This window comes from Vibrio sp. JZG10, assembly GCF_054064075.1.
Genome location: NZ_JBSUGE010000001.1, coordinates 95,590 through 111,977, shown reverse-complemented (window position 1 = coordinate 111,977; position 16,388 = coordinate 95,590). Strand labels below are relative to the sequence as shown.

The window sequence follows — 16,388 nt, the reverse complement described above, 5'->3', positions numbered from 1 at the left end:
CCTACGCTCACCGCGACTATGAAACTACAAAATGGTCTATTTTAACAATTAATTTTTGGTTTAAATTGACCTAGACACGTGTGTCCATTAAGGTCTTCGCCTCGAAGTATTATGAGTTGAGTGAGTTCTACGTTGTATAAGCTAAATGAGATGTTTGAAACCATCCAAGGGGAAGGGGTTTTCACTGGAGTTCCTGCTGTTTTTGTTCGCCTTCAAGAGTGTCCGGTTGGTTGCTCATGGTGCGATACCAAACAAACGTGGTATGCAGATGAAAATGACCAACGTCAAATTGGTGATATTTTGGTGAAGACGGAAGATTCTCCGACATGGTGCGTCGCATCTGCCGAGAACATCGTAGAGCAATATCAACTGCAAGGCTTTAATGCTAAACATATCGTGATTACTGGTGGGGAGCCTTGTATTTATGATCTACGCCCTTTAACAAAGGCGTTTGAGGATATGGGTTGCCAATGCCAAATCGAAACGAGTGGCACATCAGAAGTCATCACGTCAGAAAATACATGGGTGACCGTGTCACCAAAAGTGGCGATGAAGGGTAAACTGCCAGTTCTCAATAGCGCGTTAGAGCGTGCGAATGAGATTAAGCACCCAGTTGGTACGCAAAAAGACATCGACCACCTTGATGAGCTATTGGCAAATGCGAATGTCGCGGTTGAGACTGTCATTGCATTGCAGCCTATTAGCCAAAAGCCTCGTGCAACGCAATTGTGTATTGAAACGTGCATTGCTCGCAATTGGCGTTTGTCTGTTCAAACTCATAAATACTTAAGTATTGCTTAAGAGCGGAGAGAGAAATGAAAAAAGCCGTTGTTGTTTTTAGTGGTGGTCAGGATTCCACGACTTGTCTGGTTCAAGCACTTAAAGAGTTTGATGAAGTTCATGCCATTACTTTTGATTATGGTCAGCGCCACAAGTTAGAGATAGAAGTGGCACAAAAGATCGCAAAGGATCTTGGCGTCAAAGCGCATAAAGTGATGGATGTTGGCCTTTTAAACGAACTTGCGATTAGCTCTCTCACGCGTGATGACATCCCTGTCTCACACGAATTGCAAGAAAACGGCCTACCAAACTCTTTTGTTCCTGGCCGGAACATCCTATTTTTAACGCTCGCAGGAATCTACGCCTACCAAATTGGGGCTGAAACCGTAATTACTGGCGTGTGTGAAACCGACTTTAGTGGTTATCCAGATTGTCGTGACGATTTTGTGAAAGCAATGAACACGGCTTTGGTGCAAGGGATGGACCGTAACCTGACGATCAAAACACCGCTAATGTGGCTAAATAAAGCAGAAACGTGGGCGTTAGCTGATCAATATGACGCGTTGCAACTGGTTCGTGAAAATACGTTGACCTGCTACAACGGGGTCATTGGTGATGGTTGCGGTGAGTGCCCATCGTGCGATTTGCGCAAAGCTGGCTTAGATGATTACCTAAACAATAAAGAGACCGTAATGCAGTCTCTTGTGAACAAGCAGGCTGCTGACGTTTAGTCGTGCCTTGCTTTACTGGCTAACATAGTCAGAACTTAGGCTAATTGGCTCATTGTATGCGTCTATAATGATGTTTTTTCCCTGCTTTTTAGCCTGGTATAAAGCTTGGTCTAGTATCGAATAAAGTTCATCAAAGTTGGTAAGCGGCATTGATGTTGAGAGATAGGCCAAGCTAGCAGTTACACTCAAATCACTATTATTTACCGTGCGTACGCACTTCTCTGAAATCGTTTTGTGTAGGCTTTGCACCCGGAAAGGAACGTCAATTTCATCGACGTTTTTCAATAATAAGATAAACTCTTCTCCACCCAAACGGCCGATATACTCTCCCTTATTGAGCTTAGCTTTAAGCACTTGGCAAACTTGCTGTAACACCAAGTCGCCAGTCGGATGACCGTATTGATCATTTATCGTCTTAAAGTCATCAAGGTCGATTAATGCTAAAACATAGCGGAAGTCTTCGTCCGCTTTGGAGGTTTGACCTTTGATGGTCTCTATAATTGCCGCTCTATTCAACGCACATGTTAGACTATCTATTTTGGCTTTTTGTCGTGTTTGTCGCTGAAGTATCAATGCCAGAATGAGCAAGACCAACAAACAGGAAACCACAAAATTATAAGTGCGCTTTTGATCGGTAAGCTTCTCAAATTGATGCTGATTTAAGCTTTTTTCATTATTCAACCGAGCGACTTGAAGATCATATTCGTACTCTTTCTTTGTGAGGTCTAATGCCTCTAATGCTTTAATATTGCTAGCGTCTCGGTTGGCCAATTCAATGTTTGAATAGGCTTCGTGGTGCTCTAATGCCAGTTTATAATCACCTTGGGCTTGGTACGCTTTGGAAAGGAGTAATTGAGCTTGTGCCTGTAATAATGGCCTAGAGTTATTGATCGCTAGTGTTAACGCGACTTTGCCATGTGCAATCGATTTTTCAGTAGCATGGTTTTTCAAATACGCGAACCCAGCAGCTAAATGCCCTTCCGTTTCGAGGTGCGTATTTTCATACGTTTCAGCAATGTCTAAAGCTTTTCTAATGTAATCTACTGCGGTATCCAGTTGCCCACTTTCGGCTAAAACCGCAGACAGCCCTAAGTAGCTTAACCCTTGACCATATGGGTAGTGGAGCTGGTTGAGTATTGTTAATGCATTTTGATAATGATTGATGGCTTTATCGAATTCTTTGGATTTCTTATACATTGCCCCAAGGCTATGTTCGACCTGGGCGACTTTGAGTGGTGTCCCTTCATCTTGACGAGCAAGTAGGGCTTGGATGAGATATTGTTCTGATTGTTCAAACTGCCCAAGCTCTGCTAGCAAATTTCCGACGTCATTGTAAATGCCAGAAGGATCGCTTTGAGCAGACATGTTGGCCAGCAGCTTTCGATAAAGGCTCAGCGCTTTTTCATAGTCACCACGATAGTTATAGTTATTCGCTACCACACGTAACGCGAGATCAATAGGGAAGTTTTCTTGGTGTTGTTGACTTAGATGGCTTTCTAACGACGAGCAATAAAAGTTTGCTTTGTGATAACGACCTTGTTGATTCAACGTATAACAGAGCTGATAGTTCATCAAAGCTTTGCCTTCAGAATCTGAAGTCTGCTTCATTTTTTGTCGCAATGAAGAAAAGCTATTTACTGAGGCGTCATAACTACCATGCTTACGTTCATTTAAGGCAAGAATGTACTCTGACTCTAACTGAGCAAAGTTATTGTTGAGAACTTGGCTGCTTCCATAGTACGGCTGCTTTATGTTCGACATGTATTCATAAATCAGCCCGCTGACGTAGAGTTTTTCGCTGTGCGATTTCGCGGTGTGGTATCGATCTTGAAGCATGCTTAATGCTGAGTCAGGATTACTTCTCAATGTGGTTTGATAAACGGCGTGCCACTGCGTGATATTTTGTTCTGGCTCAATATCTTGAGTGTCACTAGCATGTACCGGGGCGAGTAAGAGTGACGCAAGCAAAGGATAGAGCGTGCGCATATTTAAACGTGCCTTATGTTCTTTTGTTGCTTTGGAATTGGAGAATCATAGCGCTATTAATTGATCAGCGTTGTGATTGAGTTGGGTGTACGAAGAAAAAGAATAGGAAAACTATGCACTTGGTCGATATATCAAAAAAAGAGCATCAAAAGAAAGACCCCAACATAAAGTTGAGGTCTAGGAGTCGTTATGCAATGTAAAGCTTTGCTAGATCTTGAGGCTCCATTTCTTTGCCTTCTAGCTGATCGTTCCAGTTAGTACCAACAAGAACACCATCTTCTGCAAGAGTTAAAAGCCAATCTTCAACAAAGATATCTAGTGGGATTTCTAATACAGTGAAGTCAGCCCATTCTTCAACATTGTGCGCTTCTGCATCTTCTTTCGAAGACCAGAAAGGCATGACTTCACTGTTTTCGAATTCAGTTGAATCGCAAGATAGCCAACCTTCTTCATTGCGTAAACCCCAAACCAGTTGGTTTTCTTTTGTTTCTGCAACAAAAAGGTCAAGGTTTGCTTGGATATCTGATGTAAGTTTGCTCATTTCAAAACTCTCGTTGTTATGACGCCGCTAGGGTAACACTAAAGTGCCGATTCCTAAAGCATAATACGGTTATTGAAATGAGTAAAAATAAAGGAGCCGAAGCTCCTTTTCTTATGTCGTTCTAGGTTTATTAATGCTTGTTTGAACAAACATTAATACAGATATTTTTACCTTTCAGGGAGAGTAGTGAATATTGTCCACTCTTTTTTAATCTCGCCTTTATAACCAACGACAGAAGCAGTTACTCGGCGGTTTAAAGCGTGGCTGACTTCATCGGTACCTTGTTGCGCTAGGTGAGTATCTCCAAAGCCAATAATACGAACTCTGCTCGGTTCGATGTTGTAGCTCAATAGCGCCTCACGGACATTGCGCGCTCGTCTCTCTGATAGATCTTGGTTGTGCTGAGAGCCACCAACTTTACTCGCGTAGCCGTGCAGTTCGATCGACGTAGTAGGGTATTCTTTTAAAAAATCGGACAGTTCACGTACTTGTCTTCTGAACACGGGATTGATTTCATCAGAATCATTGGCAAAAAGTATTCTCACTTGCATGTTATCTGATGCTTTAATGTATTCGCCGCAACCGTCATTGTCGACTTCTGAGCCTCCAGGTGTGCCAGGGCACATATCTCGAGCGTTGATGACGCCATCGTTATCTTCATCTTGAAGGTCAGCAATTTGTTCTGCACTTGGTACAGGTCGATAGTCATACTCGTCTTCAGCAACAACCTGTTGAGTAACGGCGAGAAGACTTAATACAAATAGAATTTTCATTGGTTTCATGATCAGTACTCCACCTTTTCATTCCATTCCGTAGGCACATCGACTCGCAAGGCATTTAACAATTGGCCGGTCGCATTCATTACACGGTATTTCGCGTATTGCTCTGAATATCGAGCATCCAAGTAGTTTTTTCTCGCTTCAAATAACTCGTTTTCAGTATTTAACAAATCCAAAAGGGTTCGTTTACCGATGCGATACTGTTTCTCGTAGGCGATAACAGTTTCAGATGCCGAATCTACGTGATCCGCCAGAAACTCTTTTTGCTGAAGCGTTAAATCTAACGCGCTCCATGATAGACGAAGCCCTTCTTCAACGCTGCGGTATGCGCGTTCTCGTAAATCTTTGGCTTTGTTTAGTTGATAGGCAAAGTTTTCAGCATTGGCGACATCACTACCACCATTAAAGAGGTTGTAACGCATACGCAGCATCGCTGTCGTTTCATCACTGCTTCCTTCGATACCGCTTGCATCATCACGCCACGTTTGAGCCGCTTCTACAGATATCGTTGGATAGTAAGTTCCCTTAGATTGCTTATATTGGAACTTAGCTGAGTCTACATCTGCCATCGAAATTTTGATTACTGGATGCGATTCAAATGCCAAGTCAATTGCTTCATCTATGGTGTAGGGAATAAAGTTCTGGTCCGCTCGCGGAAAAATCAATCCTTGTGGGGACTGTCCGACAAGGCGTGTAAACGTGGTGTGGCTGTCATATAAGTTGTTCTGAGCCGCCACCAAGTTACCGTGAGCTTTTGCTAAACGAGCTTCTACTTGAGTTAGGTCAGCAGTAGACCCAAGTCCTGAGTTAACTCGCTTTTTAATGTCTTCGTAGATCTTCTTATGAACCTTCAAGTTGTTTTCTGAAAGTGTAAGAATTTCATAAGCTTTTACTGAATCTAAGTAAACCTTTGCCACTTCGAGTGCCGTGTCTTGAGCATCAGCGAGCAGTTGATAACGAACTGATTCTGCGTCAGCTGCTGTTCGATCCATATCGTTAAGTGTCGCAGAACCGTCCCATATCAACTGGGTTAGTGTCACGGTGGCTTCTTTTCTTGTCAGATCCGTTGAATCTCGCCCTGCTTCTGCTGGGTTAATGCCTTCATAACCGATACCGGCGTCTAAATCTACGGATGGGAGGTAAGCACCGCCAGATGCTTCATTCACATACTGCTTGCTAACGAATTCATTGAACGCACTTTTGATGTCAGGATTGGTTTTTAATGTGTTTTCAACCGCTTGCTCTAGTGTTTGCCCAAAAGCATGACTAGCTGCGAACACACCAATGCAAAAGGCGTTGGCACGAGTCCACTTCACTGTGATTCTCCTAGATAATAATAAAATTTCTCGAGGTGAGAGGGCTTATAAGTGGGATACCTATAAGGGCGTCAATAATTTAGCGCACAATAACATTAATACACGATGAAGTAACCTGTTGATTCATTGTTCATTTGTTTCATTCTTGATAAATCAATTCATTTGGTGGGTATAAATTTTGAATAAGGATCCCAATTTTAAAGTGAAATTGATGTTTAACAAGAGTTGAGTGGCTTTTATTAAAACAAGACAAATATGCGCATAGATTCCTATTGATGTATGACACATAATTACTTAATTGAGCATCAAATTGCTGTTATTGCACTATATAATCAGGCAATATATAGCAAATTAGTATTGTTAGTCAAAAACTTGACAGTTATTTAGGGTTAAGATTTATATGGATCGTACAGCGTTAGTGTCACTCGGTAATCAAGTCGTCGTAATAGGTTTAGATGGGGAGCTGAGAGTCCTAACAGAAGGACAGCAGCCTCTACCAGGTGAAGTGATAGTGGCAATGACAGATGCTGCGCCTCAAGACCTGAAAATTCAGCTTGCTCAAGAGCAAGGTTTAAAAGATATTTCAGACGATGTGGCACAGATTATTAGTGCTATTGAGCAAGGTCAAGACCCTTCTGCTATTGATGAAGAACTCGCACCTGCAGCCGGTGAAAATAGTGGCTCCAGTTTGCAAAATAGTGCCACGATTGTACGAGATGGTACTGAAGTGCTAGCCTCAACAAACTTTGAAACTATTGGTCTAGAATCCCTCGGCTTATCTGAAACACAAGCGTTGACCTTAAATGACTTCTTCACAACAGGTATCGAGACAAGTGGGGATGGCTCAAGTAAGCCACTTACTAATTCTCCAGTGACATTAAGCGCTGTTGAGGAAGATAGCGATCCAATCACGATAACTACTGAAGAATTACTATCGAATGTCAATATTGATGATGCCGATACTCTTGTCATTACAAACGTCACTATTGAGAGTGGGAATGGCACCTTAATTGATAACAGCGATGGATCTTGGACTTATATACCAGAAGCTGATGATGATACTGAAGTGTCATTCTCCTATGACATCATTGATGACGATGGGGGTGTTATTAATGGCACTGCTAATTTAGATATTAAGCCTGTTAATGATGCGCCAATAGCGACTAACGATGCGATTCAAACTGACGAAGATTCCCAGGTTGTAATTGATGTGCTCGCTAACGACAGTGACATTGAAGGTGACGATTTATCCATTACTTCTGCTTCTGTATCAGAAGAGCAAGGTATCGTTGAGATTGTCGATGGTAAGCTTGTTTTCACTCCGGCTGAAAACTTCAATGGTAATGCAACTATTAGCTACACTATCTCAGATGGTGAGCTAGAGGATGAAGCTCAAGTCTCGGTAACAGTAAACTCAGTTAACGATGCGCCTATTGCCCTTAATGACGCAACAATTACAGAGGAAGATACCTCAGTAACGATTGATGTTCTGCCAAACGACACCGATATTGATGGCGATAAGCTGTCTATCCAATCGGCGTCTGTGCCGAGTGAGCAAGGGACAGTCGAGATTGTTGACGGCAAGTTGGTGTTCACACCAGCTGAGGACTTCAATGGCGACGCCGAAATCACTTACACCGTCACCGATGGTTCGCTGGCCGACCAAGCAACGGTCAACGTCACCGTGAATGCGGTGAACGACACGCCTGTGGTTGAAAGTAGCATTGCAGACCAAGCCTTGGCAGAAGACTTTACGCCATACAGCATCAATCTAAATACCGCCTTCAGCGATGTGGATAACGTGGATGGCGATCTGACCTTCAGTGTCTCTGGTAATAGCAACATTCAAGTGGCAATCGTCAATGGCATTGCTACGTTCACTCCAACTGCGGACTGGAACGGCTCAGAAGCGCTGACGTTTACTGCTACCGATCCAAGCGGTGAAAGCGTCAGCCAAACGGTGAACTTCACGGTAGCGCCTGTGGCGGACATCGTGGCAGATAAAGCGACGGTTGTGGAAGACACGCCAACCATCATTAACGTCTTAGGTAACGACACGTTTGACGGCGACGATAAAATGGTGTCGCTGGATAGCAATAACGGTCCAGCCAACGGCACGGTCTCGGTCAACCCGGACGGCAGCGTGACTTACACGCCAAACGACAACTACCACGGGGCAGACAGCTTTACTTACATCGTCACGTCAGGTGGGGTATCGGAGTCCACCACGGTGAACGTCGATGTCACACCAGTGAATGACGCGCCAGTGGCAACCAATGACACGGCAACAACACAAGAAGATACCGCTGTCACGATTGATGTCCTGCCAAACGACGCCGATATTGATGGCGATACGCTGTCTATCCAATCAGCGTCCGTACCTGAAGCACAAGGTAAGGTTGAGGTTGTTGACGGCAAACTAGTGTTCACACCGGCTGAGAACTTCCATGGCGACGCTGAAATCACTTACACCGTGACCGATGGTTCGCTGACCGACCAAGCGACGGTCAACGTCACCGTGAATGCGGTGAACGACGCGCCTGTGGTTGAAAGCAGCATCGCAGACCAAACCTTGGCGGAAGATTTCACGCCATACAGCATCGATCTAAATACCGCGTTCAGTGATGTGGATAACGTGGATGGCGAGTTAACGTTTAGTGTCTCTGGCAACAGCAACATTCAAGTGGCGATCGTCAATGGCATTGCTACGATCACTCCAACGGCAGACTGGAATGGCTCTGAAATCCTAACCTTTACGGCTACCGATCCAAGCGGCGAAAGCGTCAGTCAAACGGTGAACTTCACAGTTACTCCTGTGGCAGATATCGTGGCAGACAAAGCGACGGTTGTGGAAGATACGCCAACCATCATTAAGGTCTTAGGTAACGACACGTTCGAAGGCGACGACAAAGTGGTGTCGCTGGATAGCAATAACGGTCCAGCCAACGGCACGGTCTCGGTCAACCCGGACGGCAGCGTCACTTACACGCCAAACGACAACTACCACGGGGCAGATAGCTTCACCTACATCGTTACGTCAGGTGGGGTGTCAGAGTCCACCACGGTGAACGTCGATGTCACGCCAGTGAACGATGCGCCAGTGGCAAAAGATGATGCGGCAACAACACAAGAAGATACCGCTGTCACGATTGATGTTCTGCCAAACGACACCGATATTGATGGCGATAAGCTGTCGATTGACTCGGCATCTGTGCCGAGTGACCAAGGTACAGTTGAAATTGTTGACGGTAAATTGGTCTTCACACCGGCCGAGGACTTCAATGGCAACGTTGGAAGTCGCTGATACCGATACGCCAGAAGAGCAATTAACCGTTTCTTTAGAAAACAACTCAAACGGCTACTTTGCGCTAGTTGGCGATGAAGTCAAACTGACTCAAGCGGGTGTTGACGCGGTTAACAACGACGAACTCAACCTTAAAGACCTAACGATCAGCGCATCAGTATCGGATGGTGTTAATCCAACGGTTAGCGACAGTGATAGTTTGATTGTGAATCGCGTTAACGATGCACCAACAGTCGATAATGTGATTTCAGATCAAGTGTTAGCAGAAGATTTTACGATCTACACGATTGATTTAAACGACGCATTTAAAGACAGCGACTCCGCACTGAACTTCTCAGTGTCCGGCAACAGCAACGTGTTGGTTTCGATTGAAAATGGCATCGCGACCATTAGCCCAACTGCGGACTGGAACGGCTCAGAAGCGTTAACCTTTACTGCTACCGATCCAAGCGGTGAAAGCGTCAGCCAAACGGTGAACTTCACGGTTGCGCCTGTGGCGGACATCGTGGCAGACAAAGCGACGGTTGTGGAAGACACGGCAACCATCATCAAGGTCTTAGGTAACGACACGTTCGAAGGCGACGATAAAGTGGTGTCGCTCGATACCAACAACGGTCCAGCTAACGGCACGGTCTCGGTCAACCCGGACGGCAGCGTCACTTACACGCCAAACGACAACTACCACGGGGCAGATAGCTTCACCTACATCGTTACGTCAGGTGGGGTGTCAGAGTCCACCACGGTGAACGTCGATGTCACACCAGTGAATGACAGGCCTGACAGTGAGGACTTTACGCATGTTACTGACAAGCCTTTGACGCAAGTTGTATTTGATACTGATACGAAACCTTTAGGTGATGGCGACTCTCAGGATCATATAGCGGATATTGAAGATGACTTAAATGGCAACGATTTGCATGTGCGGATTACTGAACTACCGACCTCAGGAACATTGTTCTTCAGAGATAACAACGGTGAACTGCATGAAATAAAAGAAGTCAGTGACACTCTTTATGAAAAAGATAGCCTTTACTATGAAGCTGATAATGTGGGTTTCTTATTAGGTATCAAGGATCGCCCAGATACACCAAATAGCTTCGAGTCTACAACAGATTTCAATAATTGGGGGCTAAGTGAGGACGGAGGTCCATCACACTCCCGTACTGAACATTTAGTTAATGGTTCCTCCATCACTATATCTTCTGATAGTGGTGAACTTGCTCAATACAACCGCCAAGTGTCACATATCGGAAACGGTATTGCTGACAATGATGGGCAGGGTATTGAGAAAGGCGAGACAATTACGATCGATTTGTCTAATAACCCTGTGGGCAGCGTAAACCTTGGCTTAGATGGATTAGGTGGATTGTTTGATTACGGTGATGACAACGCTGCGCTTATTACGGTTACGTATTTAGATTCAAATAATATCGAACAGACTCAAACGTTCGAGTTCTTGAAGCCTGAAGGCAACTTCATGCTATTCCAAGAAACAAGCGTTGGTTTTGGGCAAGATCTAGCTCTTCCTGAAGGTTCGGTCATTACTCAGTTAGATTTTTCTACGAAAAATGAAGGGAACTGGGAGTTACGTTATGTAGAAGGTATTCCTGCCGGAGATAGCTTTGGATATGTGGCAGTCGATTCTGAAAGTGGTGTTAGTGATCCATCTACGGTCAATATCGTTAACGAAATACTAGATGGTAATGTTGCGGAAAATGGACCTGTGGTGGAGAGCATTGCAGGTGTTACTGTTGTTGAGGGTGACGATGTCACGTTTTCTGTTTCTCTAAATAACGCAACAGATCAGACCGTTAAGTATCAAGTGGATTTCTCTGCAGAGGATTCTAGTACGAGCTCTCAAGACATTGATTTGTCGAACGCAACTTTTACTAATGGCGTGAAGTATTTGGGCGGATACCTTATTGTTCCAGCCGGAGTGAATGGCTTTGAGATTACCATTCCAAGTATTGATGATCAGTTGGTTGAATCAACAGAGAGTCTTGTGATTAAAGTCGGAGATGTATCTGGCGTTGGCTATATTGATGATAATGATGTTCCGCCAGCAGTTCAAAGCAACGAAATTTCCGGATTAGAAGACGAAGCTATTGTTATAACACTAGAACATTTAGGCATCGTTGATAGTAGTATAAGTGTTGAGTTTGACACTTCTGTTCTAAATGGCTCACTGCAAGTAAAAGGTTCTGATGGTTGGGAAGCGGTTTCTGGCAGTGTGCTCGCTTCTGATATCGAAAATGGTCTTGTTCGCTACGTTCCTGCTGAACATGAATCTGGTGCAGATGTTTTCGATAAAGATGGTGTTGGGAACGGCTTGGATACTTACGAGCAGATTCATTTCACGGTTAGTGATGGCAATTCTTCTGCTTCAGGTACGTTGAGTATCGACATAGAGCCTGTCGCGGACCCAATTAAGATTGACCTTACTTTCGGTCCAGTAACGTCTGTACCTGTGACACTAGGCGGAAGCTGGTCTACGGACGAAGAACTTAAAGATCTGCTTGAGGCAAGTAATTTACCAGGGCTTGACTTTGAACATGTGGTGACACAAACGTTTAATAACGGACATGTTGGTAATGACTTAATGCTAAGCGGTGACACTGAATCGCCACTGAGCTTTGTCGGAGATCAACAAGCAGGTGCGAACGTTGATGCTCAAGGCAGTGATATCTTTGTGACTGGAGGAGGTAATGATTCTATCTATGGCGGTATTGGTTCATTAGATGATCAAGCGGAGACGGACACAGTTGTTTACTCTGGCAAGTTGTCTGATTACAACTTCAACTATTACCCTGCATCTGACCACTCAGAGGTCCCGTATTGGATTGTCGAAGATAGCCGATTTATTGATACAAAAGATGTTGTTTCGAGCACTCATAAAGAGTCGGGTGACCACCTTTATGAAATTGAACAACTTATCTTCCAAGATGCCATTATCAAGCTAAATAACAACACAGGAGAGTATGTTGTACTTACAGAGCAGCAAGTCTCTTTTGAGCTGAACCTTGATCTTATCGATGTGGATGGCAGTGAGTTATTCATTAACGATAGCGTCACCTTAACGGGAATTCCTTCAGGGCTAACATTAGAGGTGAATGGCAAAACGGTTACTGAAAACAGCGATGGTTCTTACACGGTTGACCTTTCAAGTGAACCAAATCAAACCAGTCATCAACTAAGCGGTACGATTACTGTACCAGCCGATTACAATGGTTCGTTAGATTTTGATGTAACAGCGACGGCAGGAAGTGTTGAAGTTAATAACAATACTCAAATGGGAACGGACACGGCTTCTGTTTCAGTTCGAGATTATGATTTTGTTTCCGGTACGCATGGTGATAACAAGATAGCTGGATCTGATAGCAATGATGTGATTGTTGGCGATGTTCAAGGATTACAGATTGTCGAGGGGCAGGACTACAACATTGCTTTTATGCTCGATACATCAGGCAGCATGGGTTACGACGTTGGTCTAGCGCTAGGTGAGCTAAAAACAGTGCTGAATACTCTTACCGAAAGTGCTAGTGGCCCTCATTCGGGCAAAGTGAACGTTTTATTGACCACATTTGCTACTGGGAGCTCTCAGGTACTTGAATTAGATTTGAGTGCTGACAACGCAACATCGCAAATAGAGTCTACATTGGATGCAATTTTACAAATCGGTGATGGTAATACAAATTATGAAGCCGGGTTCCAATCTGCACTAGACTGGTTTGCTAATGCCGATAGTGGCGCAACAAACCTAAGTTATTTCATATCTGATGGTCAACCAAACCAAGCTACGGATAACAATACGAGTTGGTTTAGTGGTTGGGAGGGTGTCGTACTTGGCGTGTCAGAACAAAAGTTAGTGACGCTAGCGGATGTCTTGCCAAGTGATTACAGGTTTGGTGATACAGTCACATACAACAATAAAACAATCATAGATTTTCGCGGGGCGGTGTATTCGCTCTCTACTGGTGAACAGGTGGGGAGAATGCTTAACTCATATGTCTATGATGATTATGGAAATAATGTTCTATCTCAAGCGAATAACGCATATCAAGCATTGGCTGAATTTAGTGAGGTTCGTTCGATAGGTCTTGGTCGCTACTTAGATGAAGATTCGTTAGAAAACTTCGACTCTGATGGTGTAGTAAGAGCTAACATAGATGTAAACCAACTAGCAGAAGTGATCCTTGGTAAGGAAGTTTCATTGATGCAAGGCAAAGATGAGATTAACAGCCTTGATGGAAATGACATTATTTTTGGTGATGCCATGCGTTTCGACGTCGATGGTGAGCAAGGAGTTTCCGCGCTACAAAACTACGTAGCATCTCAACTAGGTAAGGATGTTTCGTTAGTTACGAAAGAAGAAGTTCATCACTACATTACTGAAAACCAAGCAGAATTTGAACAGTCTCGTTATTACGACCAAGCAGACACCATCTCTGGTGGTTCAGGTGATGATATTTTGTTTGGACAAGGTGGTGACGACAAGCTGTTCGGTGGTGCAGACAATGATATTTTAATTGGTGGTTTCGGCAATGATATTTTGACAGGGGGGGACGGTGAAGACATCTTTAAATGGATTGATGTGTCCAATGAACGCGACACTGTCACTGACTTCAATAAAGATGAAGACACTCTAGACTTCTCTGATCTCTTTGATGACTTATCTAAAGATGAAATTGGAGAGCTTCTTAATGATCTTCAATCAGGTGATCATACTGGTGATGTCGGAGAGTATCACGTAGAAGTGGCACCAGATGGCGGCTCGGAAGCGAACTTGAGTATTACGAAAGGTGGCTCGACATTGGACATCCATTTTGATGGTGCAAGTGTCGATGATGTGACTCAAAGTCTGATTGCAAGTTTAGAAGCGCAATACAAAGACATGTAGCATGTCTAGCCACAGGTGAAATTGAAAATCAAAAAAGGTCTAGCATTTTGCTAGACCTTTTACTTTTAAACTCAGTTCATCGCGATGTTAGCTCTTAGGAAGTGTCGTGAAAACGGTCCACTCTTTCTTCACTTCACCTTTGTGGCCAATCACCGTTGCGGTGACTCGACGGTTCAACGCATGGCTCACTTGGTCGGTGCCTTGTGTTGCAAGTACTGTGTCTCCGTAGCCGACAATGGTGACTCTATCCCCACTAATGCCATTCTTCATGAGTTCTTTTCTAACGTTCTCAGCGCGGCGCTTGGATAAGTCGAGATTGTGCTCTGCAGTACCAGTACGACTGGCATAGCCCTGAATCTCTATCGATGTATTTGGATACTCTTTCAAGAAGTCGGATAGTTCTCGAATTTGCTCCGTAAAGATAGGATTGATCACATCGGAATCATTCGCGAACAGAACTCGAATTTGCATTTCTTGCGAGGAGTCGACATACGAACCGCAGCCATCGTTATCTATCTCGGCACCTAAAGGAGTACCCGGACATAAATCGCGCTCATTAATGACTCCATCAGAATCATCATCAAGATGATCTGCCCACTGATCGGCAATTGGCGTATCAATATAATCATATTCATCGCCTTTATCGGATGAACTGCATGCCGAAATCATCAATGAGAGTGCAATAAGAGTTATGTATTTCATAATTAATACTCCACTTCTTCTAGCCATTCTTTAGGCATTTCAACCCTTAATGCACTCAACAGTTGACCTGTTGCGTTCATCACTCGATATTTGGCGTACTGCTCTGCATATTTAGAATCTAAGTAGTCTTTACGTGCCTCAAAGAGTTCGTTTTCAGTATTCAATAGATCAAGCAGTGTTCGCTTACCAATGCGATATTGTTTTTCATACGCAATAACGGTTTCAGATGCCGAGTCTACATGATCTGACAAGAACTCTTTTTGCTGTAGGGTCAAATCCAGTGCGCTCCATGAAAGCCTTAACCCTTCTTCAACATTGCGATAAGCACCTTCACGTAAGTCTTTCGCTTTATTTAACTGATAGGCGAAGTTTTCTGAGTTTGCAGCGTCACTGCCGCCATTAAATAGGTTGTAGCGTAGACGTAGCATGGCAAGTGTCTCATCACTGCGGCCTTTTAAGCCATCAGCGTCGTCACGCCATGTTTGTGAAGCTTCAATGGAAATGGTTGGGTAATTAACACCTTTAGATTGTTTGTATTGAAACTTAGCAGAGTCTACGTCTGCGAGCGCGACTTGAATGACAGGGTGTAGTTCAAATGCCAAACCTACCGCTTCATCAATGGTGTATGGAATGAAATTCTGATCCGCTCTTGGAAAGATCAACCCTTGCGGGGTTTGACCCACTAAACGAGTGAACATAGTGTGAGAGTCGTACAAATTATTTTGAGCAGCTGCCAAATTACCGTGCGCTTTTGCCAAACGTGCTTCTACCTGTGTTAAGTCAGCGGTAGAGCCGATACCTGAGTTGACTCGTTTTTTAATGTCTTCGTAAATATCTTTGTGAACCGCCAAGTTATTTTCAGAAAGCTTGAGTATTTCGTAAGCTTTTACTGCGTCTAAATACACTTTGGTGACTTCAAGTGCTTTATCTGATGCATCGGCCAAAAGTTGAAATCTAACTGACTCTGCATCGGCTGCGGTACGATCGATATCATTTAAGGTTGCACTGCCATCCCATATGAGCTGAGTTAGTGTTACCGAAGCTTCCTTTCGAGTGTAATCTGTATCCCCACGTCCCACCTCGTCAGAAGGGTCTAATCCCTCGTAACCAATGCCCGCATCTAAATCAATAGAAGGTAAGTAGGCGCCCGAAGAGGCTTCATTTACGTATTTTCGACTGGTGAACTCGTTAAATGCGCTCTTAATGTCAGGATTGTTTTTTAACGTCAATGCCACGGCTTGCTCTAAAGTTTGACCGAAAACGGGTAAAGACACTATTAAACTACAGCAGCAAGCAATATTTAGTCGGTTCCATTTCACGGTATTTCTCCTAAAAATTCGTGTTGCTTTTTG

10 protein-coding genes are annotated in these 16,388 nt (G+C 44.0%); 4 read left to right on the top strand and 6 right to left on the bottom strand.

The window, feature by feature from the left end:
- The first annotated feature begins 150 nt into the window (after window positions 1–150).
- The gene (queE, locus tag ACWYVB_RS00490; RefSeq protein WP_041852955.1) at window positions 151–801 is read left to right on the top strand and encodes a 7-carboxy-7-deazaguanine synthase QueE; all 651 of its coding nucleotides are present in this window, start codon (window positions 151–153) and stop codon (window positions 799–801) included.
- Window positions 802–815: 14 nt separating this feature from the next.
- Entirely contained in the window at window positions 816–1,511 is a 696-nt protein-coding gene (gene queC / locus ACWYVB_RS00485; protein WP_046874947.1) for a 7-cyano-7-deazaguanine synthase QueC, read from the top strand.
- Window positions 1,512–1,523: 12 nt separating this feature from the next.
- On the opposite strand, the gene ACWYVB_RS00480 is transcribed toward queC, so the two are convergent.
- From ACWYVB_RS00480 to ACWYVB_RS00465, 4 genes are all read right to left on the bottom strand, one after another.
- Window positions 1,524–3,497 carry a diguanylate cyclase domain-containing protein gene (locus ACWYVB_RS00480; RefSeq protein WP_457527528.1) on the bottom strand — a complete coding sequence of 658 codons (1,974 nt, stop codon included), beginning with the start codon at window positions 3,495–3,497 and terminating at the stop codon, window positions 1,524–1,526.
- Between the two features lie 187 nt (window positions 3,498–3,684).
- Entirely contained in the window at window positions 3,685–4,038 is a 354-nt protein-coding gene (locus ACWYVB_RS00475) for a DUF2750 domain-containing protein (protein ID WP_005395049.1), read from the bottom strand.
- A 167-nt stretch (window positions 4,039–4,205) separates the two neighbouring features.
- Window positions 4,206–4,820, bottom strand: a complete 615-nt coding sequence (locus tag ACWYVB_RS00470; RefSeq protein ID WP_457527526.1) for an OmpA family protein — start codon at window positions 4,818–4,820, stop codon at window positions 4,206–4,208.
- Between the two features lie 2 nt (window positions 4,821–4,822).
- Window positions 4,823–6,133 (bottom strand): TolC family outer membrane protein, encoded by a 1,311-nt coding sequence (locus tag ACWYVB_RS00465; protein WP_005395046.1) that lies wholly within the window; start codon window positions 6,131–6,133, stop codon window positions 4,823–4,825.
- 400 nt (window positions 6,134–6,533) lie between these two features.
- Between ACWYVB_RS00465 and ACWYVB_RS00460 the strand changes: the two genes are divergently transcribed.
- Both ACWYVB_RS00460 and ACWYVB_RS00455 read left to right on the top strand, forming a co-directional pair.
- Complete coding sequence (locus ACWYVB_RS00460) at window positions 6,534–9,437, top strand: tandem-95 repeat protein (protein WP_457527524.1); 2,904 nt, start codon at window positions 6,534–6,536, stop codon at window positions 9,435–9,437.
- Complete coding sequence (locus tag ACWYVB_RS00455) at window positions 9,415–14,334, top strand: tandem-95 repeat protein (RefSeq protein ID WP_457527522.1); 4,920 nt, start codon at window positions 9,415–9,417, stop codon at window positions 14,332–14,334. The genes ACWYVB_RS00460 and ACWYVB_RS00455 overlap by 23 nt, the downstream gene beginning before the upstream one ends.
- 87 nt (window positions 14,335–14,421) lie before the next feature.
- Here the strand turns inward: ACWYVB_RS00455 and ACWYVB_RS00450 are convergent, their stop codons facing one another.
- Both ACWYVB_RS00450 and ACWYVB_RS00445 read right to left on the bottom strand, forming a co-directional pair.
- Window positions 14,422–15,036, bottom strand: coding sequence for an OmpA family protein (locus ACWYVB_RS00450; RefSeq protein ID WP_046874950.1), 615 nt, complete (start codon window positions 15,034–15,036; stop codon window positions 14,422–14,424).
- 2 nt (window positions 15,037–15,038) lie between these two features.
- Entirely contained in the window at window positions 15,039–16,355 is a 1,317-nt protein-coding gene (locus ACWYVB_RS00445) for a TolC family outer membrane protein (RefSeq protein WP_048626423.1), read from the bottom strand.
- Window positions 16,356–16,388 lie beyond the last annotated feature (33 nt).